General features: G+C 45.9%; 21 protein-coding genes and 1 tRNA gene. 9 read left to right on the top strand and 13 right to left on the bottom strand.

Annotated features, from left to right (window positions below; all coding sequences use genetic code 11):
• The first annotated feature begins 4 nt into the window (after positions 1-4).
• A complete protein-coding gene (gene efp, locus R7Z50_RS21710; RefSeq protein ID WP_005381500.1) occupies positions 5-571 on the top strand; it encodes an elongation factor P in 567 nt (188 codons plus the stop codon).
• Between the two features lie 266 nt (positions 572-837).
• On the top strand, positions 838-2241 hold the full coding sequence (locus tag R7Z50_RS21705; protein ID WP_005386397.1) for an SPFH domain-containing protein: 1404 nt from the start codon (positions 838-840) through the stop codon (positions 2239-2241).
• Positions 2242-2343: 102 nt separating this feature from the next.
• Here R7Z50_RS21705 and frdD read toward each other — a convergent pair whose 3' ends face one another.
• Genes frdD through frdA form a run of 4 tightly spaced genes read right to left on the bottom strand, consistent with a single transcriptional unit; the run spans position 2344 to position 5676 of the window.
• Entirely contained in the window at positions 2344-2721 is a 378-nt protein-coding gene (frdD, locus tag R7Z50_RS21700; RefSeq protein ID WP_005381493.1) for a fumarate reductase subunit FrdD, read from the bottom strand.
• Between the two features lie 11 nt (positions 2722-2732).
• Positions 2733-3116 carry a fumarate reductase subunit FrdC gene (frdC, locus tag R7Z50_RS21695; RefSeq protein WP_005381491.1) on the bottom strand — a complete coding sequence of 128 codons (384 nt, stop codon included), beginning with the start codon at positions 3114-3116 and terminating at the stop codon, positions 2733-2735.
• 2 nt (positions 3117-3118) lie between these two features.
• Complete coding sequence (locus R7Z50_RS21690; RefSeq protein WP_005381489.1) at positions 3119-3877, bottom strand: succinate dehydrogenase/fumarate reductase iron-sulfur subunit; 759 nt, start codon at positions 3875-3877, stop codon at positions 3119-3121.
• Positions 3877-5676, bottom strand: a complete 1800-nt coding sequence (frdA, locus tag R7Z50_RS21685) for a fumarate reductase (quinol) flavoprotein subunit (RefSeq protein WP_005381487.1) — start codon at positions 5674-5676, stop codon at positions 3877-3879. The genes R7Z50_RS21690 and frdA overlap by 1 nt, the downstream gene beginning before the upstream one ends.
• A 435-nt stretch (positions 5677-6111) precedes the next feature.
• Here frdA and epmA point away from each other — a divergent pair, with 435 nt between their 5' ends.
• The 4 genes from epmA to R7Z50_RS21665 all read left to right on the top strand — a co-directional run bounded on the left by epmA (position 6112) and on the right by R7Z50_RS21665 (position 9225).
• Positions 6112-7083, top strand: coding sequence for an elongation factor P--(R)-beta-lysine ligase (gene epmA / locus R7Z50_RS21680; RefSeq protein WP_005381485.1), 972 nt, complete (start codon positions 6112-6114; stop codon positions 7081-7083).
• 9 nt (positions 7084-7092) lie between these two features.
• Positions 7093-7467: a VanZ family protein gene (locus R7Z50_RS21675; protein ID WP_213896509.1), complete on the top strand. Its 375-nt coding sequence runs from the start codon at positions 7093-7095 to the stop codon at positions 7465-7467.
• 21 nt (positions 7468-7488) lie between these two features.
• Complete coding sequence (locus tag R7Z50_RS21670) at positions 7489-8124, top strand: TetR/AcrR family transcriptional regulator (protein WP_005381480.1); 636 nt, start codon at positions 7489-7491, stop codon at positions 8122-8124.
• Between the two features lie 144 nt (positions 8125-8268).
• Positions 8269-9225: an acetyltransferase gene (locus R7Z50_RS21665; RefSeq protein WP_065274935.1), complete on the top strand. Its 957-nt coding sequence runs from the start codon at positions 8269-8271 to the stop codon at positions 9223-9225.
• A gap of 73 nt (positions 9226-9298) precedes the next feature.
• Here the strand turns inward: R7Z50_RS21665 and R7Z50_RS21660 are convergent, their stop codons facing one another.
• The 5 genes from R7Z50_RS21660 to R7Z50_RS21640 all read right to left on the bottom strand — a co-directional run bounded on the left by R7Z50_RS21660 (position 9299) and on the right by R7Z50_RS21640 (position 13729).
• A complete protein-coding gene (locus tag R7Z50_RS21660; protein WP_165935397.1) occupies positions 9299-10444 on the bottom strand; it encodes a murein hydrolase activator EnvC family protein in 1146 nt (381 codons plus the stop codon).
• 27 nt (positions 10445-10471) lie between these two features.
• Complete coding sequence (gene cysE / locus R7Z50_RS21655; protein WP_005381475.1) at positions 10472-11293, bottom strand: serine O-acetyltransferase; 822 nt, start codon at positions 11291-11293, stop codon at positions 10472-10474.
• Positions 11294-11371: 78 nt separating this feature from the next.
• Positions 11372-12409: an NAD(P)H-dependent glycerol-3-phosphate dehydrogenase gene (gene gpsA, locus R7Z50_RS21650; RefSeq protein ID WP_054577183.1), complete on the bottom strand. Its 1038-nt coding sequence runs from the start codon at positions 12407-12409 to the stop codon at positions 11372-11374.
• A 195-nt stretch (positions 12410-12604) separates the two neighbouring features.
• The gene (gene secB, locus R7Z50_RS21645; RefSeq protein ID WP_005386410.1) at positions 12605-13069 is read right to left on the bottom strand and encodes a protein-export chaperone SecB; all 465 of its coding nucleotides are present in this window, start codon (positions 13067-13069) and stop codon (positions 12605-12607) included.
• A 225-nt stretch (positions 13070-13294) separates the two neighbouring features.
• On the bottom strand, positions 13295-13729 hold the full coding sequence (locus tag R7Z50_RS21640) for a rhodanese-like domain-containing protein (RefSeq protein ID WP_005386415.1): 435 nt from the start codon (positions 13727-13729) through the stop codon (positions 13295-13297).
• Between the two features lie 547 nt (positions 13730-14276).
• Here R7Z50_RS21640 and gpmM point away from each other — a divergent pair.
• Entirely contained in the window at positions 14277-15809 is a 1533-nt protein-coding gene (gene gpmM / locus R7Z50_RS21635; RefSeq protein ID WP_318149254.1) for a 2,3-bisphosphoglycerate-independent phosphoglycerate mutase, read from the top strand.
• An 82-nt stretch (positions 15810-15891) separates the two neighbouring features.
• Here gpmM and R7Z50_RS21630 read toward each other — a convergent pair whose 3' ends face one another.
• The 4 genes from R7Z50_RS21630 to rsgA all read right to left on the bottom strand — a co-directional run bounded on the left by R7Z50_RS21630 (position 15892) and on the right by rsgA (position 20532).
• Positions 15892-16779 (bottom strand): DMT family transporter, encoded by an 888-nt coding sequence (locus R7Z50_RS21630; RefSeq protein ID WP_005381469.1) that lies wholly within the window; start codon positions 16777-16779, stop codon positions 15892-15894.
• Positions 16780-16911: 132 nt separating this feature from the next.
• Entirely contained in the window at positions 16912-18327 is a 1416-nt protein-coding gene (locus R7Z50_RS21625) for an SLC13 family permease (protein WP_318077773.1), read from the bottom strand.
• A gap of 166 nt (positions 18328-18493) precedes the next feature.
• The gene (asd, locus tag R7Z50_RS21620) at positions 18494-19351 is read right to left on the bottom strand and encodes an archaetidylserine decarboxylase (RefSeq protein WP_005381465.1); all 858 of its coding nucleotides are present in this window, start codon (positions 19349-19351) and stop codon (positions 18494-18496) included.
• A 116-nt stretch (positions 19352-19467) separates the two neighbouring features.
• Complete coding sequence (gene rsgA / locus R7Z50_RS21615) at positions 19468-20532, bottom strand: small ribosomal subunit biogenesis GTPase RsgA (protein ID WP_005386419.1); 1065 nt, start codon at positions 20530-20532, stop codon at positions 19468-19470.
• Positions 20533-20661: 129 nt separating this feature from the next.
• Between rsgA and orn the strand changes: the two genes are divergently transcribed.
• Together orn and R7Z50_RS21605 are read left to right on the top strand one after the other, a co-directional pair.
• Complete coding sequence (gene orn, locus R7Z50_RS21610) at positions 20662-21207, top strand: oligoribonuclease (RefSeq protein WP_017635574.1); 546 nt, start codon at positions 20662-20664, stop codon at positions 21205-21207.
• A 156-nt stretch (positions 21208-21363) separates the two neighbouring features.
• Positions 21364-21436, top strand: a tRNA-Gly gene (locus R7Z50_RS21605).
• Positions 21437-21438: the final 2 nt, after the last annotated feature.

Here is a 21438-nt window from a genome sequence, read left to right as displayed (position 1 = left end):
AAAAATGGCTACAGTTAGCACCAATGAATTTAAAGGCGGTCTTAAGTTAATGCTTGATAACGAGCCTTGTGTAATTCTGGAAAACGAATACGTTAAACCAGGTAAAGGCCAAGCGTTCAACCGTGTTAAAATTCGTAAACTTCTTTCTGGTAAAGTGCTAGAGAAAACATTCAAGTCTGGTGACACTTGTGAAGTGGCAGACGTAATGGATATCGACCTAGATTATCTATATTCAGACGGCGAATTCTACCACTTTATGAACAGTGAAACGTTTGAACAGATCGCAGCGGATGCAAAAGCGGTAGGTGAAAACGCTAAGTGGTTGGTAGAAAACAACACTTGTATGATCACTCTTTGGAACGGTAACCCAATTACTGTTACTCCACCAAATTTCGTTGAGCTAGAAGTTGTAGACACAGACCCAGGCCTGAAAGGTGATACTCAAGGTACTGGCGGTAAACCAGCGACGCTATCAACTGGCGCTGTTGTTCGTGTTCCTCTGTTCATCTCAATTGGTGAAGTGATTCGCGTAGATACTCGTACTGCTGAATACGTAGGTCGTGTGAAGTAAGCACTTTATATGATTGTTAGAAAGGTCGCTTCGGCGGCCTTTTTTATTGCCTGTGATTCTTCTCTTTTAATCCCTCTGCGTAAAACATCGATATCCTCCGCAAATTTTTGAGGATTTTGTATTATTCGTAAAAATCTTATTTATTCCATGAATCTGTCGATTATTCCTTAATGTAACATTTTGATACATTAGTACTTGTCGCTGAGTTGCATAGCAATCTGATTTTTATCGATTTAACTCAGTAACAATCCAAAAAGGAGAACAAAATGGAAAGCAGAGGTTTAGGAAGGGGTTTAAAGGTGGAAGAAAGACGTCAGTTACTACATAAAGGATTAAAAGCAGCCGTATTTGGCGTACCGCTGTTGGCAATAGGCTTAACGATTAATAGCTCGGTGCTGATGACCGATGCGGGTTACAGCTACGTGCATCAGAATAATATTACTGGTGAGTTGGATGTGTTTACTGAACCTGGCATTCATTTTCGCATGCCATTTCTGTCCAAAATCACCAAGTATGACCAAGTGATCACCGTGTCATTCGGTAACAGCAAGGGCGAAGATTTTTATCAACGCCTTGATGCGATTCAGGTTCGATTTGCCGACACCTATATTGGTCAGATCCCCGTAACATTCCGCTTTAAGCTCAGTAATGACCCTGAAGCGGTGAAGAAGATGCACAAAGAGTTCCGCAACAACAGTAACTTGATCGATGCGCTGCTTGTAAAGAACGCACGTAACGTAACGGTGATTACCGCAACCCAATACACGGGTGAAGAGTTTTTCCAAGGTGGTTTGAACCAATTCAAATCGAAACTTGGCGATCAGTTACGAGAGGGGATTTATCTAACAGAGCGACGTCAGGTCGAAGTGGAAGAGTTGGATCTTGCGCCTGTTGGGGCGAATCAAGCCAATCCGAACCAATTACAGCGCACCAATCAACTGGTATGGAAAACCGTGCCTGTCGTAGACAAAACCGGGCAACCAATTCGTCAAGACAATCCGTTACAACAATACGGTATTCAAGTGACGCAGGTGACCATTGGTGACCCGCAGCCAGAAAAGCAATTAGATCAGCTATTGGCAGATAAAAAACGTTTAGTGGCGGATCGTATTCGCGCGATTCAGGAACAAGAAACGTCGAAAGCACAGGCAGAGACCGAGCAGTTACGCAAAGAGATTCAACGAACACGTGAGGTGCAAGACGCCCAGCGTGGTAAAGAACTCGCAATTATTGCTCAGCAAAAAGAAGTGGAAGTTGCACGTCAGATTGCAGAGCGTGAAATCGTTGAAGTGGAAAAAACCAAACGACTTGCTGAAGTCGAGAAGGAGAAAGAGCTAGCTATCGCAGAGGCTAACTTAGCGATTCAAAAAGCGAACGCACTTTCTGCTGAGTTTGAAGCGAAAGCGATATTAGCGAAAGGTCGCGCAGAATCTGAAGTCCTAAAAGGTAAGTATGCGGCGTTAGGAGCAAACCGTGAAGTTTACTTGGCAGAATTGAATCGAGACGTAGCGAACTCGCTGTACAACAATTTGCAAAACTTCCAAGTTCAGATGCCACAAAATTACATTGGTGGAAGTGACGAAACGGGCTTGAAAACAAACCTAGATGTGATTACTGGCTTTGGTGCTCTGGGTCTTATGGACCAGACAAAGAAGGTCGCACAGCAATAAGATCATGGGTGGTCAAAAGCTTAAAAAGCAAAAAGATCATGGGTAACCCAAAGCAATAAAAAAGCTGGCATTTAGCCAGCTTTTTCTTTTTTGGTCAGTCTCTTAAATCATGAAGATAAAGATAACTGCTAGTGCAGTGATGAGGCCTGCAAATGCATAGCATGCAATTTTACCAATCACACCAGTGTGGAACTTAAGGTCGTGCATGCCGTGGTGTACACGGTGCATTGCATGCCACATTGGCAATGCTAGCGTGCCAATGATGAATAGCGCACCGATGATGCTGGTTGCGAATGCAGAGACACGCTCGTAGCTCATCGCTTCTGCATCAATCACGCCTAGTGGGACCAAGATACCTAGCACAAGAACAGTGATTGGCGTGATCATCGCGAACCAAGTACCACCTGCGCCAAACAGACCCCACCAGATTGGCTCATCAGAACGTTTTGGTGATGTGTTTACACTATAATTCGGTTTCATTGCTCAGCTCCTTACACCACGATGAGAACGATCAGTGAGATGAACGCAACCGCGGCCCACTGAGTCAATACGATGATCTTCTTGTCCACGGGTTTGCCTTTCAAACGAATTGGCATTACTTGTGGCATCATGCTGAAGAAAGTTTGAGCGTGGAATAGGCTACCGAGTAGTGCAACGATGTTGATTGCGACGACGATTGGGTTCGCCATGAACGCTAACCAACCTTGCCATGCTTCAGGACCTTTCACCAAGCAACCTAAACCGAAAGTTAGGAACAGAGTGAATAGGATTAATGGAAGCACCGTCGCTTCACGTAGCATGTAGAAGCGGTAGAAAGGATGGTTCTTCCACCAAGTGCGTTTTACTTCACGAACGTAAGGTTTACGATTGCTCATCCTTATGCCTCCACTTTCTTTGGTGAACCATCAGGTTTCAACATAGCAATCACGAAGTCCATAGAAGACTCCACTTTGCCTTGGTTTACTGCCGCTGCTGGGTCAACGTTCTTCGGACAAACTTCAGAACAGTAACCAACAAACGTACAACCCCAAGCACCGTTTTCACCGTTGATAAGCTTCATGCGCTCATCTTTACCGTTGTCACGGCTGTCTAGGTTGTAGCGGTGGGCTAGCGTTAGTGCAGCAGGACCGATGAACTCTGGGTTAAGACCAAACTGAGGACATGCGGCATAGCACAGACCACAGTTGATACAGCCAGCGAACTGCTTGTATTTCGCCATCTGTTCTGGCGTTTGCAAGTTCGTACCGTCTTCTGGTTTACGATCGTTACCAATGATGTATGGTTTGATTGCTTCTAGGCGCTCGATGAATGGCGTCATATCAACAATCAAGTCTTTCTCGATTGGGAAGTTCGCTAGAGGCTCGATAGTCACGCCGTCTGGGTAGTCACGTAGGAAGCTCTTACAAGCAAGTTTCGGTACGTTGTTCACCATGATGCCGCAAGAACCACAGATCGCCATACGGCAAGACCAACGGTAAGACAGATCTTTGTCTAGGTGATCTTTGATGTAGCCAAGTGCGTCAAGCACAGACATGGTTTCATCGAATGGTACTTCGAATGTTTGCTTGTATGGTTCTGCATCTTTTTCTGGGTCGTAACGCAGGATGTCTACTTTTTGAATGCGATTTGCTGACATTATGCTTGCTCCTCTGCGTTCTTCTCTTCAGCCGCGGCTTTTTCTGCTGCTTCACCGTATAGACGAGCTTTTGGTTGTGACTTAGTGATGGTCACATTGCTGTAATCGATACTTGGTGCTGACTCTGGCTTGTAGAAAGCAAGTGAGTGTTTTAGGAAGTTTACGTCATCACGTTCTGTACAACCGTCGTCTAGACGCTGGTGCGCGCCGCGCGATTCTTTACGTAGAATCGCAGAGTGAACCATCGCTTCTGCGACTTCTAGGCCGTAACCCACTTCGATTGCGTATAGAAGGTCTGTGTTGAACACTTTACCTTTGTCTTTGATGCTGATGCGTTTGTAGCGTTCTTTCAACTCAGTGATTTTGTCGATAGTCGCTTGCATCAAATCTTCTTGGCGGTAGATACCACAGCCTGCTTCCATGGTGTGGCCCATTTCTGTGCGGATTTCTGCCCAGTTTTCGTCGCCTTCTTGGTTCATCAGTTTCGCGATGCGCTCTTCAACGGCTTTGACTTGCGCGTCAATTGCCGCGTCGTTCCAACCTTTGAATTCTGCCGCGCGTTTCACTGCGTTTTCACCCGCTACGCGCCCAAATACCACGAACTCAGCCAGTGAGTTTGAACCTAGACGGTTCGCACCGTGAAGGCCAACAGATGCACATTCACCTACCGCGAATAGGCCTTTAATGCGAGTTTCACAACCGCCGTCCGTTTCAATACCACCCATGGTGTAGTGAACGGTTGGACGAATTGGAATTGGCTCTTTTGCAGGGTCCACGTTTACATAAGCTTTTGCTAGCTCACAGATGAACGGCAGACGTTCTTGTAGGTACTCTTCACCAAGGTGGCGAAGGTCTAGGTGCACCACGTCACCCAGTGGGTGTTTGATGGTGTTGCCTTTCTGTTGTTCGTGCCAGAAAGCTTGAGAAACTTTGTCACGAGGACCCAGTTCCATGTATTTGTTCTTCGGTTGGCCAACTGGAGTTTCAGGGCCCATACCGTAATCTTGTAGGTAACGGTAGCCATTCTTGTTAACGATGATACCGCCTTCACCACGACAACCTTCCGTCATCAGGATACCTGTACCAGGAAGACCGGTTGGGTGGTATTGAACGAATTCCATATCACGTAGAGGAACGCCGTGACGGTAAGCCATTGCCATACCATCGCCCGTTACGATACCGCCGTTGGTGTTACAGTGGTAAACACGGCCCGCGCCACCTGTTGCTAGAACAACAGATTTTGCTTTGATAGTAACAAGCTCGCCTTCAGACATGTGAATAGCAATCAGACCTTGAACTTCGCCTTCATCAACAAGCAGATCCACCACAAAGTACTCATCAAAACGTTTGATGTTGCTGTACTTCATTGATGTCTGGAATAGCGTATGAAGCATGTGGAAGCCAGTTTTGTCTGCAGCGAACCAAGTACGTTCAACCTTCATACCACCAAAGCGGCGTACGTTGACTTCACCGTTCTCTTTACGACTCCATGGGCAACCCCATTGCTCCATTTGGATCATTTCGCGAGTCGCGTTCTCTACAAAGTATTCAACAACATCCTGTTCACATAGCCAGTCACCACCGCCAACAGTGTCGTTGAAGTGGTTGTCTAAGCTATCTTCATCCTTGATAACTGCTGCTGAGCCACCCTCTGCAGCGACCGTGTGGGAGCGCATTGGATAAACTTTAGAAATCAGAGCGACTTCTAAGTCTGGGTTTGCTTCAGCCGCTGCAATAGCAGTACGAAGACCAGCGCCGCCTGCGCCGATGACTGCGATATCTGTGGTGATAATTTGCACAGTTATCCTCCAGTGTGTGATTGCGGAAATCCGCTTGTTATTGTCATTACGAGGCGCTCTTTAAAAAGAACTCCCCAAAAGTAGTAGGGTTAGTGTAGATGAGCCACATGGTAGAAAAATTGATGTAATTGGGTTTTTGCTTCGGTAATGCACTTAAGGGCATAGAATTTATAGGTTATGTGACTGCTATCACGGCATCGAGGTTTTGGCCCTCAAGCATTAACATTAAGGATGTTAAACCTGTGTTGCGCGACATTAACCGCATGGATAATAGGATTTTAACTGAGTGTTTTTTGTTCTGCGGCACGAGTAATGCTTGCCTCAAATTGGCGAGCACATTAGTAAAAAGAAGAAGGGATATTCCTCTCTTCTTGAAGAGTAAAAAGCATGTAGAATGAGACTTTCCTCGCTGAATTAAAGTTTGAGAGACTTGTTATGCAAACCAACTGGCAACCTACTGCTTCCATTGACCAACTTCGTCAACGTGCGACGTTAATCGCGTCGATTCGACAATTCTTCGCTGACCGACAGGTGATGGAAGTCGATACGCCAGCCATGAGTCACGCAACCGTGACTGACATTCATTTGCATACTTTCCAAACCGAGTTTGTTGGCCCAGGCTATGCCGATGGCAGTAAGCTGTTTTTTATGACCAGCCCAGAGTTCCATATGAAGCGCCTTTTGGCTGCGGGCAGCGGTTGTATTTATCAAATCAACAAAGCATTTCGTAATGAAGAGAATGGTCGCTACCACAACCCTGAATTCACGATGTTGGAGTGGTATCGCGTTGGCTTTGACCATCATAAATTGATGGATGAAATGGATGACCTGTTGCAGCTGGTATTGAAGTGTGGCGCAGCGCAGCGCATGACGTATCAGCAAGCCTTCATTGATGTATTGGGTGTGTGTCCACTGGAAGGCTCGATGACTGAGCTGAAAGCGGCGGCAAGCAAGCTGGGTTTGAGTGACATCGCTGAGCCAGAAGAAGATCGCGATACGCTGCTGCAACTACTATTTAGCGTGGGAGTAGAAAACAAAATTGGTCAGGACGTGCCGGCTTTTGTGTACGACTTCCCTGCATCACAGGCGGCGCTTGCGAAAATCAATCCTCAAGATCATCGCGTCGCGGATCGTTTTGAAGTGTACTTTAAGGGGATAGAGCTGGCGAACGGATTTCATGAACTGGATAACCCGAAAGAGCAATTAGCGCGCTTTGAACAAGATAACGCAAAGCGTATCGAAATGGGTTTAAAACCACAGCCGATCGATTATCATCTGATCTCTGCACTGGAAGCAGGGTTGCCAGATTGTGCAGGGGTCGCGTTGGGTATCGATCGTTTGATCATGCTGGCGCTAGGCTGTGACCACATTGATCAAGTGACGGCCTTTCCATTTCCAATTGCATAAGGACGTCCAATGAACCTGACGGCTGCACGTTTCGTCATCTTTAGCTACGCCATATTGATCGCTTTTTTATCTCTGAGTTCAGGTAAACTGCAAGACTGGGGCAATATCGCGTATCTCGACAAAATGCAGCACGCTATGGCGTACAGCGGCTTTGCGTTTTTAGGTTGTTTTTGTGTGTGGCGTTGGCGTCAACGTTGGGCGGTGGCGATTAGTATTTTGCTATTCAGCGCCGTTATTGAGTGGTTGCAAGGGTATGTAGGGCGACAAACTTCTTGGTTAGACCTTGTCGCCAACTCAACTGGCATCTTAACTGGTCTGTTATGTTACCGTATTTGGAGCCTCTATCGACCTAGGTTGGTGAAGTCGCTATACTCGATTCGTTAATGAAGAGGGAACACGATAACAATGAAAACGCGCGACAAAATCGTCTACGCGGCACTGGAGTTGTTCAACCAACATGGTGAGCGCAACATCACCACCAATCACATTGCCGATCACATCGAAATTAGCCCTGGTAATCTGTATTACCACTTCCGCAATAAGCAAGAAATCGTTCGTGAGATCTTTGCGCTTTATTCAGCAGAACTTTTAGAAAGATTTACCCCTATTCAAGGTTCGCAAGAGAGCCTGACTATGCTGAAGAGCTACCTAGACTCTATTTTTACCTTGATGTGGAAATACCGCTTTTTCTACGCAAACTTACCAGAAATCTTGTCACGAGATGAACAGCTACACGAACAGTACATCGATGTGCAAGAGAAGCTGCAAGCGAACCTCATTGCTATTATGCAAGAGTTCGTAACGATGAAGCTGTTGAATGTCGATCAACAACAGTTGAAGTCATTGGTATGTACATTGCACTTGATTGCGTGTAGTTGGTTGGCGTATCAATCCGCGATGGCTTCAAAAACCAACATTACCGAACAAATGGTGAAGCAAGGGATGTTGCAGATGCTTAATGTCGTTAAGCCATTAGCAACTGAGCAGGGCTTAGAGCAGCTACTGTTATTAGAAGATGCGGTTAGCAATCTACACAGTTAAACGTCAAACTGCTTAATATTTCGAGAGTCACTCTCATTTTCGAGTCGTGGCTCGAGTTGACTTGTCAAATATGCCACGCACAATAGTCCCATACGCTAAAAACCCTTGCAGGGATAAGATTCTCGATAAAGGAACTATCGCCCCATGAATTACGACATTTTTAATGGTGATGCTGATGGCATCATTGCTCTTCTGCAATTACGTTTGGCTGATCCTGTCGATGCCCAGTTAATAACCGGTGTAAAGCGCGACATCAAACTGGTGGAAAAAGTAGACGTGCAAGCGGGTGATGAGCTGACTGTGTTAGACATTTCGATGGAAAAGAACATGGCAGGTCTAGAGCAAGCTTTGGCTCAAGGCGCGCACGTCTTTTACGCCGACCATCACAAAGCTGGTGACATTCCTCAGCATGGTAATTTGGATGCGCACATCGATCTCGATGCCAACATGTGCACGGCGTTGATTGTCGATAAGTTGCTTGATGGGCGTTTTCATGACTGGGCGATTACGGCGGCTTATGGCGATAACATGATTGCTAAAGCCAATGAGTTAGCGAATAACGCGGGCTTGTCGCAGCAACAGAAAGAGCAGCTAAAAGAGCTGGGTACTTTAATTAACTACAACGGCTACGGCTCGAAAGTCGAAGATTTACACTTTCATCCTGCGGAGCTGTACCGAGCTTTGCTGAAGTACATGTCACCATTTGAAGCTATTGAAGATACGGCCTCGCCATACTACCAATTGCAATCGGCTTACCAACAAGACATGGAGGCGGCTCTCGCAGTGCCTGCCATGCATGAGAGCGGTAAGCTGAAGTTGTTTGAGTTACCAAACACGGCGGCATCACGCCGAATCAGTGGTGTTTATGGCAACTGGCTAGCAAACCAAACCCCTGACTCTGCGCATGCGGTACTTACTGAAAATGCAGATGGTACTTATACGGTTTCACTCCGTGCCCCGTTAAACAATAAACAAGGTGCCGTGGCCGTGTGTGGTCAGTTCCCGACAGGTGGGGGGCGAGAGGCGGCGGCAGGAATCAACGCGTTAAGCAAAGATGATGTGAATGCTTTTATTGATGCGGTAGAAACCTACTACGCATAGCATTTTCCAAAACATGAATACAACAAAGGAGCCGAGTGGCTCCTTTTTTATGACAAGTCAATAAGTCAGATAATCAGCGCTTTAACCAAGATTTCGGATTCTGCGCTTCACTATTACGACGAATTTCAAAGTACAGCGATGGCCTGTCTTGACCACCTGTATCACCCGCGAGAGCAATCACTTCGCCGGCGGTGACTCGGTCGCCTTCTTTTTTAGTTAAGGCTTGGTTGTAACCATAGAGGGTCATGTCACCTTTGCCGTGGTCGAGCAGTACCACTAAACCGTATCCGCGCAGATACTCAGCAAATACGACAGTACCAGGATAAACGGCTTTCACTTGTTGACCATAGTTGGCAGACAACACCATACCCTTCCAGTTTACCTGCCCAGTTTGTCGCGTACCAAAGTTGTGTAACACACTGCCTTTGAGTGGCCAAGGCAACTTACCGCGCTGTTTGCCGAGTCCGTCCATTGGCACCGCATTACGCTTCGCTGCTTTGGCGATCTCTGCTTTTAAACGGGTTTCGTTGCGTTGCAGCTCGGCTAAGTAGCGTTTGTCATTCTTGATACTGCTCTGAATTTTATTCAGGGTTTGCTTACGCTTGGATTGTGTACTCGCTAGCGCTGTACGTTTTTCGGATTGCTGCTTGAGCAGAGTCTCGATTTGCTCTTTTTCTAGCTCGAGCTGGTTTTTGTTGTGCGCTAATTCTTGGGTTATTTTGGTGATCGCATCAATCACTTCAGCACGTGCTTTAGCTAAATGCTGGAAGTATTGGCTCATGCGGTCTTCTTCCACACCTTGATTTAACAAGTGACCATTGGCCTTCGCTCGCTCGGTTACGTAATACGTTTGCAGCAGCTGTTTGAGTTCTTCTTCTTGCTCTTGACGCTGTGCTTCTTGCAAGGCAATTTTCTCTTCCAGGTTTTCTATGTTTTTGTCTGCTTGTGCGAGGTTAGACTTGGTTTGTCGTATTTCACGCTCAAGCTTAGAAATACCAAGCTCTTGATCTTTTAGTGATTTCTGTAACTCATTGAGCTGCTTTTCTTGGGAAGAGAGCGATTTGCGCTGACGGCTTATCTCACTGGATACGCCTTTGAGCTCTTGCTGACTCACAGCAGAGGAGGTAATGGGATAAGTGGCAGATAAAGCACAAGTTAATAAAATAGCCGAGCGTAGAACAGGGTGATTTTTTTTTCGCACTTGAGAGTTACCTACCACGTTGTTGTCAAAAAGGTTTGTTGACGATTAAATACCATCTCCATGGATAAAGCTTTGCGACTTGCCGTTAAAGCCTTGATCCATATCGAGAGAGGGTTTGTCCGTTTTTGGACGTCCGACGATTTTTGCAGGCACGCCAGCCACCGTTGTGTGAGGAGGCACGGCTTGCAATACCACAGAGCAAGATCCGATTTTCGCGCCTTCACCGACTTCGATATTGCCAAGAATCTTTGCACCAGCTCCGATCATCACACCCTCGCGAATTTTCGGGTGACGATCACCGCATTCTTTACCAGTACCACCAAGGGTGACATCTTGCAGTATAGACACGTCGTTTTCGACCACGGCAGTTTCACCAATCACGATGCCTGTTGCATGGTCGAGCATGATGCCACTACCAATGCGCGCTGCAGGGTGGATATCGACCTGACATGCTACCGAAATCTGATTTTGTAGGTAAGTCGCAAGAGCGTGACGACCTTGCTTCCATAGCCAGTTTGCTACTCGGTAGCCTTGCAGTGCGTGATAGCCTTTTAGGTACAGCAATGGCATTGAGTACATTGAAACAGCAGGGTCGCGATTGACCGTGGCACAAATATCACAAGCCGCGCCGTCAGTGATGGTTGGATCAGCTGCAAAGGCTTCTTCAACCACTTCACGTACAGCCATCGCTGGCATGGAAGCGGTGTTCAATTTATTAGCCAGAATATAACTCAGAGCGGCACACAAACTTTCATGCTTGATAATGGTGGCATGATAGAAGCTCGCCAGCATAGGCTCTTGTTCTGACATTTCACGGGCTTCTGAGACAATTTTGTTCCAGACTTTTTGTTTTTCGCAGTGTTTCATTCTCAATATCCAGAGTGGTTCTTCCGTGACCCGACAACTTCAATTTTTCTCAGATGAGCTGCAAAGGGCGGTAGATTGCTACTTTCCTTCGGCTTTTTTGTCACGAGCAAGTAAATCTTGCGCTGCTAAGCGCGCATCTTTTCCTTGATACAATACTTGATAAATTTGATCAACTATCGGCATCTCAACACCCATACGTTGAGAAAGTAGCCATACTTCTTTTGTATTGCGGTAACCTTCAACCACTTGACCAATTTCTTCTTGAGCCGTATCAACGTCTTTACCTTGGCCTAATGCCAAGCCAAAGCGTCGGTTACGTGATTGGTTATCGGTACATGTCAGGACAAGATCGCCTAAACCCGCCATGCCCATAAAGGTTTCTGGCTGTGCACCCAGCGCAGAACCAAGGCGACTCATTTCAGCTAAGCCACGAGTAATTAATGCGGTACGAGCATTGGCGCCAAAACCGATACCATCAGACATACCCGCACCAATCGCAATAACGTTTTTCACAGCGCCGCCCAATTGCATACCAATAAAGTCACTATTGGCGTATACGCGGAAGGTTTTGCTACAGTGGATTTTTTCTTGTAGATCCGCAACAAATTCAGAATCTGGAGACGCAACAGAGATTGCAGTCGGCATACCCATTGCGAGCTCTTTCGCAAACGTTGGGCCAGACAATACTGCTAGTGAGTAGTTTTCACCGATAATGTCATAAGCGACGTCTTTCAGCAGGCGCCCCGTTTCAGGTTCAAGCCCTTTGGTTGCCCAACAGATGCGAGAGTCTTCGCGCAAGAATGGTTTACAGCTGTTTAGCACGATGCCAAAGACATGGCTTGGAACCACAACCAACAAATCTCGGCTTGCTTGAACGGCTTTTTCTAAATCCGATTCAATGATCAAGCTTTCAGGGAAATCAACACCTGGTAAGAAGGCATGGTTAGCTCGGTCTGCTTCTAGGCGAGCCATGTGCTCTGGCTCGTGTCCCCAAAGGACAACGTTCGCGCCGTTACGAGCGAGTGAGATTGCCAAAGAGGTGCCGTATGAGCCTGCGCCAATCACAGTCATTGCGATGTCTTTACCGTAAGCATTGTTTGTATTTGCTTGTGTCATGCTACCGCCTAATTGTCTTGCTACTAGTAGAATCTAGTTCCTAATCGTCAAATTTTACGCCTTCTGGCGATTAGGAACTAGGAACTTTTGTCAGAAATAAAAAATGCACATTGCATCGGATGGTAGACGCTCTGTGCATTTTATTTGAGTCGGTGACGTCAGCACTGTAGCTATTCGTCACTTATAAAACGTGAATTACGCTTCAGCTTCGCCTTGTTGAGCTTGCTGTTGTAGGTAGTTCATGAATAGCGCGTCAAAGTTTACTGGCGCTAGGTTCAGTTGAGGGAACGTACCTTTAACGACTAGGCTTGAGATAGTTTCACGAGCGTATGGGAATAGGATGTTCGGGCAGAATGCGCCTAGGCAATGTGCAAGTTGACCAGCTTCCATTTGTTCAGCAGTGAAGATACCACCTTGTTGAACTTCACATAGGAACGCAGTCTCTTCTTCGTTCTTCACAGTAACGGTTAGACGTAGAACAACTTCGTAAACGCCTTCACCAAGCTCACGGCTTTGAGTGTCTAGGTCTAGTTTAACGTCTGGGTTCCACTCTTTCTGGAAAATTACTGGAGAGTTCGGCGCTTCAAAAGAAACGTCTTTTAGGAAGATGCGTTGAATTGCGAAGTTTTGTTGTGCGTCTTGAGGTGCTGCTTCAGCCATTTTTTAATCCTTAAATCAATATTTGTTGAGCCTAGAAACGTCTAAGCTCAGAAAACTGGTATGTCCTGAGACTAACTGAGCCAATCTACCTTGACTAGATGAAGCGTGTATTACGTGCAAAGCGTCACAACTTAGTGCTCCAACTGCTTTCAATTTGCTCAGTTTTTTGTCCGCGAGGCTTGGTAAAAGCGCGTTTAAACGCGAACTTTCGTTCTTGCCACGTTCCTACTTTTTACCGCGAACTAACGGCAGGTTCGCTTCGTTCCACGCAATCAAACCATTTTTTAGTAGGCTCACGTTTTCGAAGCCAGCTTTTACTAATAGGTTTGCGCTTTCTTGAGCGGTCTGTCCTGTCTTGCATACCACAATGATTGGGTCTGATTTGTGGTTTTCAAGGCTACCCAAGTTACCCGCTTTGATGTCTGACGGTAAAATGTGAAGTGAGTCGGTGATATGACCTTTTTTGAACTCGTCCTTGGTACGGATATCCACTACAACGCCGTTTTCACGGTTCATAAGATGAGTCAGTTGGTTTACGTTGATTTCTTTGTATGCGGCTGTCGCTGACTTCACGATGTTCATGATAAAGGCGACAAGAAGACCTACCCAAACCAAAGATAGAATCATGTTCTGTTGGAAAAATTCAATGTACTCTTGCATGTCTTGAGCTCTTACGCTGTTGGCGGAAAAATAAAGCAGGAGTATAGCGAGGTTACGGCTCTTAGGCGAGAGGGTTAAAATTTTCTAACGAATAATTGAGATCTCTATAAACCCTTTATGCCCTTACTATCCGTACATTTCGCTCTGGTAGCTTGATTGCTTTTGCCTATTGGACTTATCGGTTTAAGTGACTTCTGTTTTACTGAGAAAAGAGAACAATAGGTATTAACCCATCTTGTTTGATGTTGCTTTAAATTAGCGCTGTTTCAAGTGCAAAAATAAGAATGAGAAGCGTAAGAAAACCGAACTTAGACTGGGGTGTACAAAGCGTATTAGAAATGACTATGCTTGTGGAACACGATTGTCGGCACTGACTCGTTGTTCGCTTAACTTGTAAGATAGCAACAATAAATCGCAAACATTATTTGATCTTAACCTACAGTTTTGGTTAAAAAGTGTAGTAAAATTACGCTAGTTTTGTTTCAAGGTTAGATAGGGCAGCGAGGCCCTACGCCAAAAGTTACTTAAATTTGATGAGGTCATCACTATGTCAGCTAAGAAGCCACTGGCTCTAGTTATCCTTGACGGTTACGGTTACCGTGAAGACACAGCAAGTAACGCAATTGCGAATGCGAAAACACCAGTAATGGATGCTCTGATTGCGAATAACCCACACACATTAATCTCTGCTTCAGGCATGGATGTTGGCCTTCCTGATGGTCAAATGGGTAACTCTGAAGTTGGTCACACTAACATTGGTGCAGGCCGCGTTGTATACCAAGACCTGACTCGTATCACTAAATCAATTGCTGATGGTGAGTTCGAACAAACGCCTGCGCTAGTTGAAGCAATCGACTCTGCTGTGAAAGCTGAAAAAGCAGTACACATCATGGGCCTGATGTCTCCAGGCGGTGTTCACTCTCACGAAGACCACATTTACGCTGCAGTTGAAATGGCAGCGGCGCGTGGCGCAGAGAAAATCTACCTACACTGCTTCCTAGACGGCCGTGACACACCACCACGTAGTGCTGAAAACTCACTACAACGTTTCCAAGACCTATTTGCGAAACTAGGTAAAGGCCGCGTTGCTTCTCTAGTAGGTCGTTACTACGCAATGGACCGTGACAACAACTGGGATCGCGTCCAAGTTGCTTACGATCTTCTAACTCAAGCTAAAGCTGAGTTCACAGCAGAAACGGCAGTTGCAGGTCTAGAAGCGGCTTACGCTCGTGAAGAAAACGACGAATTCGTTAAAGCAACAGCTATCAAAGCGGAAGGTCAAGAAGACGCAATCATGCAAGATGGTGATGCGGTTATCTTCATGAACTACCGTGCTGACCGTGCACGTCAAATCACTCGTGCATTCGTTCCTGCGTTTGACGGCTTTGAGCGTGCAGTATTCCCAGCAATCAACTTTGTGATGCTGACTCAATACGCGGCTGATATCCCTCTAGCTATCGCATTCCCACCTGCGTCTCTAGAAAACACTTACGGTGAGTGGCTATCTAAACAAGGTCAAACTCAGCTACGTATCTCTGAAACAGAGAAATACGCACACGTGACTTTCTTCTTCAACGGTGGTGTTGAGAACGAATTTGAAGGCGAAGAGCGTCAATTGGTTGCTTCACCAAAAGTTGCAACGTACGACATGCAGCCTGAAATGAGCTCTCCAGAACTAACAGATAAGATGGTTGCGGCTATCAAGTCTGGTAAGTTCGATACCATCATCTGTAACTACCCGAACGCAGATATGGTTGGTCACACTGGCGTTTATGAAGCGGCTGAGAAAGCAATCGAAGCTCTAGATGAAAGTGTGGGTAAAGTGGTTGAAGCAATCAAAGAAGTTGGCGGTCAACTATTGATCACTGCGGACCACGGTAACGCAGAAATGATGCTCGACCCTGAAACTGGCGGCATCCACACTGCTCATACTAACCTACCAGTACCTCTAATCTATGTAGGTGACAAAGCGGTTGAATTCAAAGAAGGCGGTAAACTGTCTGACCTTGCACCAACCATGCTTTCTCTAGCTGGTCTAGAAATCCCAGCAGAAATGACGGGTGAAGTACTAGTTAAATAATTAACTAACGGCTCCGAATGACAAAAGCCCGAGTTTAAACTCGGGCTTTTTTGTATCTGGCAGTAAGGGCTGGTCTGTAAGGTTACTGAACCAAAATGCCAGCACCAATCACAGCTAGGGCTGCGCCCAACCATGCAAATCGGTTTGGTCGGCGTTTAGTGTAAATCCAGAGCAGTGGTAGCAACATAATTGGCGTGGTTGAAGATAGAAGTGCAACCATACCTACATTTCCTTCTTGCAGTGCGTATAAGATTAGCGTCATGCCGACGGCCATCGCCAAGAAACCATTAAGGGCAGTAATACCAAATACGCGCCAAGTAATGTGTTGCGTCGAGCGAGCGACTTTGACCCCTAGAACTAACAACATGCTGTGGGCGAAAAAGGCACTGATCATTCGAATAGCAGAAGCCGCAACTGGGTCAATACTGGTTTGCATTACTGGCTTGGCGATAATGCCTCCCAATGCTTGGCACATTGCTGCGGTTAAGCCAAGTCCAATACCTACCCAGATGTTACCTTTAATGTCTTCCAAGACGTTATTCACTTGACCTCTTCGGCCAAAGAATATCGCCATCACCACGCCGCTAAATACCAATGATGCGCCCAGTAGTTCTATTGTGGTCATGACTTCGCTAAATAAGAAGTAGCCCAAGATGGCAGAGAACACGGCGTGGCAAGAGAAGAGTAACCCGGCTTGTCTTGGCCCCATACGATTCAAACACGCGAATAGAGCGGTATCGCCAATAAAAATACCAATCAGTCCTGAGGCCATCATTGGCGTTACATGTTCCCAAGAAACCGTTAACCAGCCGCCAGTTATCCAGGCCATTGTTGATAAGATCACGGCCGTACAGCCCATGCGCCAGCGGCTGTAAGAAAAAGCGCCTAGGTGTTGTGCAGGAATGACCGAAATTAGGCTAGAAACTGCCCACAGAAAAGCGGCGCATAAAGCAAGCCATTCGTAACCCATGATGTGTCGACGTCCTTGTAGAGTAGAGGAGTCTTAATATGCACGAAATTTATGGGATGTAAAAGCCGCTCTGTAAGGGCAGTAGCTGGAGAGCAGCTCCATGACAACACGCTTTTTCATGGAGCTCTTCGATTAAAACAGTACCAAAACTGCGCCATACACGATAAGTAGACCAATCAAACCGAGAATCAGGCCTACTTTCGTCATGTCTTTGCTCTCGATGAGGCCTGTTGAATAAGCCAAAGAGTTTGGTGGTGTGGAAACCGGTAAGATCATGCCAAGTGATGCGGAGAAGGCGACGACAACCAGTAAACCTTGTAGGCCACCAACCGCAATAAGGCTTGGCATTGATGTACCAATAGCGGCAGCAATAGGCATCAATAAGTTTGCTGTTGCGGTATTAGACATAAAGTTCGCCATTAACCAACACACTACCGATAGGGCTAAAACAACGGCAAATGGTGATAGCAGGCTGTAATCAATGGCGTGCGCTAATGCTTCGGCTAAGCCCGTTTTGTCTAAGGCAATACCAATTGCTATACCACCGGCAACCAGCCATAAAACATCCCAGTTAATCAGCTTGAGCTCTTCTTTTCCCATAATGCCCGTTAACGTGAACACTGCTAGTGGGATAATCGCGACAACGTATGTATTCATGCCATGCACTTTCGTTGTCATCCAAAGCACAATGGTTAGTGCAAAAGTGATGTAGACGACGATCGCACGCCAGCTCCTTTTGAATGTACCATCTAGCTTTAGTTTCATTTCTGGTTCGCTAGACGGAAACAGCTTTTGCAACAAGAACCAAGCTACAGTGAGTTGTACCAACACAAAGGGTAGACCCATTGTCATCCACGATAGGAAGTCTATCGCGTTTTCTCCAGTGAGATATTGAAGCGCTATCGCATTAGGTGGCGTGCCTATCGGAGTCGCAATGCCGCCTGTATTCGCGGCAATTGGAATACACAACACCAGTGCTTTAATGCCTAAATCCCCTTTAGGTGCTGAAGCGACGATGGGGCCAAGCAGGGCTAGCATCATCACGGTCGTGGCAGTATTGGACATAAACATTGAAAAAACGGCGGTAATTAACATCAAGCCCAGCATTATGAACTTAGGTTGTGTGCCGAATGGTTTTAATAGCACTCGGGCGAGGTTGTTGTCGAGCTCGTATTTGGAAGCCGCAATCGCGAGAGCAAAACCACCCATAAAAAGAATAATGATCGGTGAAGAGAAGGCCGAGAAAATATCGGTGTAAGCAATTAACTCTCCTAAATCATGCCCCGCTGGTGGATTGCGAAATAGATGCAAACCTTTATCCGATATCATGATCAGTTCAAGAGCGATAATAAGAATGGACGTAGCAAAAACGGGAACCGGCTCGAGAACCCAAAGTAGGGCAGCAAGAAGAAAAATAGCCAACAGGCGATGCTGAATTAAAGTGAGATCGTCAATAGGAATAGCATCGATCGGCATCATCAAAACACCGAGCGGAATTAAAAAGCACACCAGCAATTTCGCCAACGTGTTTACACTCATCTTTGGCATTGGCTGCCCCTCTAAATATTCATTCTAAGCGCAGGATAATTGATTGTGGAATGAGGGTCTTAGAGGCAGGTATGAGTTTGAGAAATAGAGGCTAAATTTCGAACGGAGTTTTGCTTTTTATCAATAAAAAGAGCCCTTAATAAAGGGCTCTTTAACGTTGTTTTACTTATTTTTTCAAGGCGTAAGGTGTGCCCATAACGGTTGGCTTACCGTTTTCCATGCTTGCGTCAAACTCAATCGCGTCTTTGGCAAACAGGTTAATAACAGTAGAACCCAGTTTGAAGCGGCCCATCTCTTCGCCTTTTTTCAAGATCACGGCCTTGTCACCCTCTGCTGGGTAATCCCATTTGTAGACAGTGTTTCCACGAGGCGGAGTGATCGTGCCAGCCCATACTTGCTCAATGCTACCAACAATTGTCGCACCAACAAGCACCTGTGCCATTGGACCAAACTCAGTATCGAAGATACACACCACACGCTCGTTACGTGCAAATAGGTTTGGTACGTTTTCTGCTGTCAGAGGGTTTACTGAGAACAGGTCACCTGGTACGTAAATCATTTGGCGCAGAGTGCCGTCACATGGCATGTGTACACGGTGGTAATCGCGCGGAGATAGGTACAATGTCGCAAAAGAACCATCTTTAAATTCGTCAGCTAAATTCGCGTCACCGCCCAGCAATTCTTGTGCTGAGAAGTGATGACCTTTTGCTTGGATAAGTTGACCATCTTCAATAGGGCCAAACTGGCTAACACAAGCGTCGGCTGGATGAGTGATGACGTTTTCGCCTTCAGAAATTGGGCGTGCGCCTTCTTTTAGCTCACGAACGAAAAACTCGTTGAACGTTTTAAAATGCTTAGGATCTGAGTGCTTTGCCTCATCCATATTCACATTGTATTGTTTGATAAACCAACGAATAACTGCTGTTGTTAGACCGCCAGCTTTTGCTGAAGCCAGTTTACCCATTAGGCGAGTGAGGCCGTGTTGTGGGATCCAGTACTGCAGTCCAACTTTAAACTTGTCCATCTTTAATTCCGATACTTCTGTTAGATTCGCGCTTTAGGGCGCGTGATGTTACTGAAATTTAATTTGCTTGTCAGTATTAGGTGAAGACTTTTTACACAGTTACAGCCTTAACTCAATTACAGATCGGCTTTTTTATTACGTGAATACTGACGATTTGCTTTGTTTTCAACCATGCTTTCCAAAATACGATGATAATTTTCAAAGCGAGTTTCGTTAATTTCCCCGTTCTCGACAGCTTCACGTAGAAGGCAGCCTGGGTCATCATTGTGTTTACAATCTCGGAACTTGCAACCGCCTAAATATGGTCGAAATTCAACGAATGCTTTTGTTACTTCTTCTGCTTCCAAATGCCAAAGACCAAATTCACGTACTCCAGGTGAGTCGATCAAATCGCCACCCGTTGGAATGTGGTATAAACGTGCAGCCGTCGTGGTGTGTTGGCCCAAGCCAGAGTTCTCAGAGACTTCGCCTTCTTCCACTTCGCTCTCTAGTTCCGGCATTAACGCGTTGACTAAGCTGGATTTCCCTACGCCTGATTGACCAACAAAGATATTAATTCGATCACGCAGCAGGGTTTCTAGTTCAGCAATGCCTTCTCCAGACTTCTTGCTGACCAGAAGCACTTTATAGCCAATACGTTCATATTCTTTGAGCCATTCTTCATACATTGCACGGTCATCGGCTTCTAGAAGGTCGACCTTATTTAAGACCAACAATGGCGCAATATTCAGTGTTTCTGATGCAACGAGATAGCGGTCAATAATATTTAGCGATAGCTCTGGTAATACCGAAGAGACAATGACCATTTGATCAATATTGGCTGCAACGGGTTTTAGGCCATCGTAATAATCTGGACGAGTGAGCACTGAAGAGCGAGGTTCTACCGCTTCAACAACACCAGAGATGCCCGCCATAGACTCCAATCCTTCGCGCCATAAAACACGATCGCCAGATACTAGAGACTCAATACCACGGCGGAGGTTACAGCGTTGAATTTCGCCTGTTTCAAGGTCTTCAATGTCCGCGTGCTGACCAAAACGAGTGATCACGAGACCTTGCTTGCTGGCGCCTAGCATGTTTTCATCCCACTGAATGGAATCTTCTTGCTTCTTCAAACGCTTTTGTTGGTTGCTACGTACGCGTCGCACCTGACCTTTGGTTAACTTTTTCTTCTTTGCCACAATTCTGTACTTTATGTGAATTTACTCAAATGGTTGAGCCGTACTCTTGGCTCCGTGTATGAGTATCGTGTTTCTCGTATTTTGAGGTATAGTACCTCTTTTATCGATAAACAAATAGGCGGCGTAACCATGTCCTTTAGCGATCAAAACCTAATTTGGGTTGATTTAGAGATGACAGGGCTTGATCCTGAAACGCACAAAATCATCGAAATTGCTTCTATTGTCACGGATAGCGAACTAAATATTTTGGCTGAAGGTCCAGTGTTAGCGATTCATCAGCCGGAAGAAGAACTGGCGAAAATGGACGACTGGTGTACTAATACGCATACGGCAAGCGGTTTGGTGGAGCGCGTTCGAAACAGTCAAATCTCAGAACAAGACGCAGTCGCACAAACCATTGAATTTTTAGAAAAATGGGTGCCAAAAGGGGCGTCGCCAATATGTGGTAACAGCATTGGGCAGGATCGTCGCTTTTTATACAAGCATATGCCTGAGTTGGAAGAGTTCTTCCATTACCGATATGTTGACGTTAGTACTCTTAAAGAACTAGCACGTCGCTGGCAACCTGAGGTGCTAAATGGGTTCACAAAACAGGGAACACATTTGGCCTTGGACGACATTCGTGAGTCCATCGCAGAACTTAAGTACTATCGAGGTACTATTTTCAAGATTTAACTGTTAAAGTTGCGATCCAAATTGTTGTAATTTATATCGCTTTTGATTGCTTTTTCGTCGTTCAGTAAAAAAATAAAGTTTTTTTGAAGGAAGGACTTGCATCACAAAAAAATGCTCTTATAATTCGCAGCCCTAAACAGCGGAAACGTTGTTGATGCGACACTAGCTCAGTTGGTAGAGCGCAACCTTGCCAAGGTTGAGGTCACGAGTTCGAACCTCGTGTGTCGCTCC

This window comes from Vibrio sp. 1249-1 (assembly GCF_033340495.1).
The sequence above is the reverse complement of the archived record's forward strand: the minus strand, read 5'-3'. Positions and strand labels throughout refer to the sequence as shown.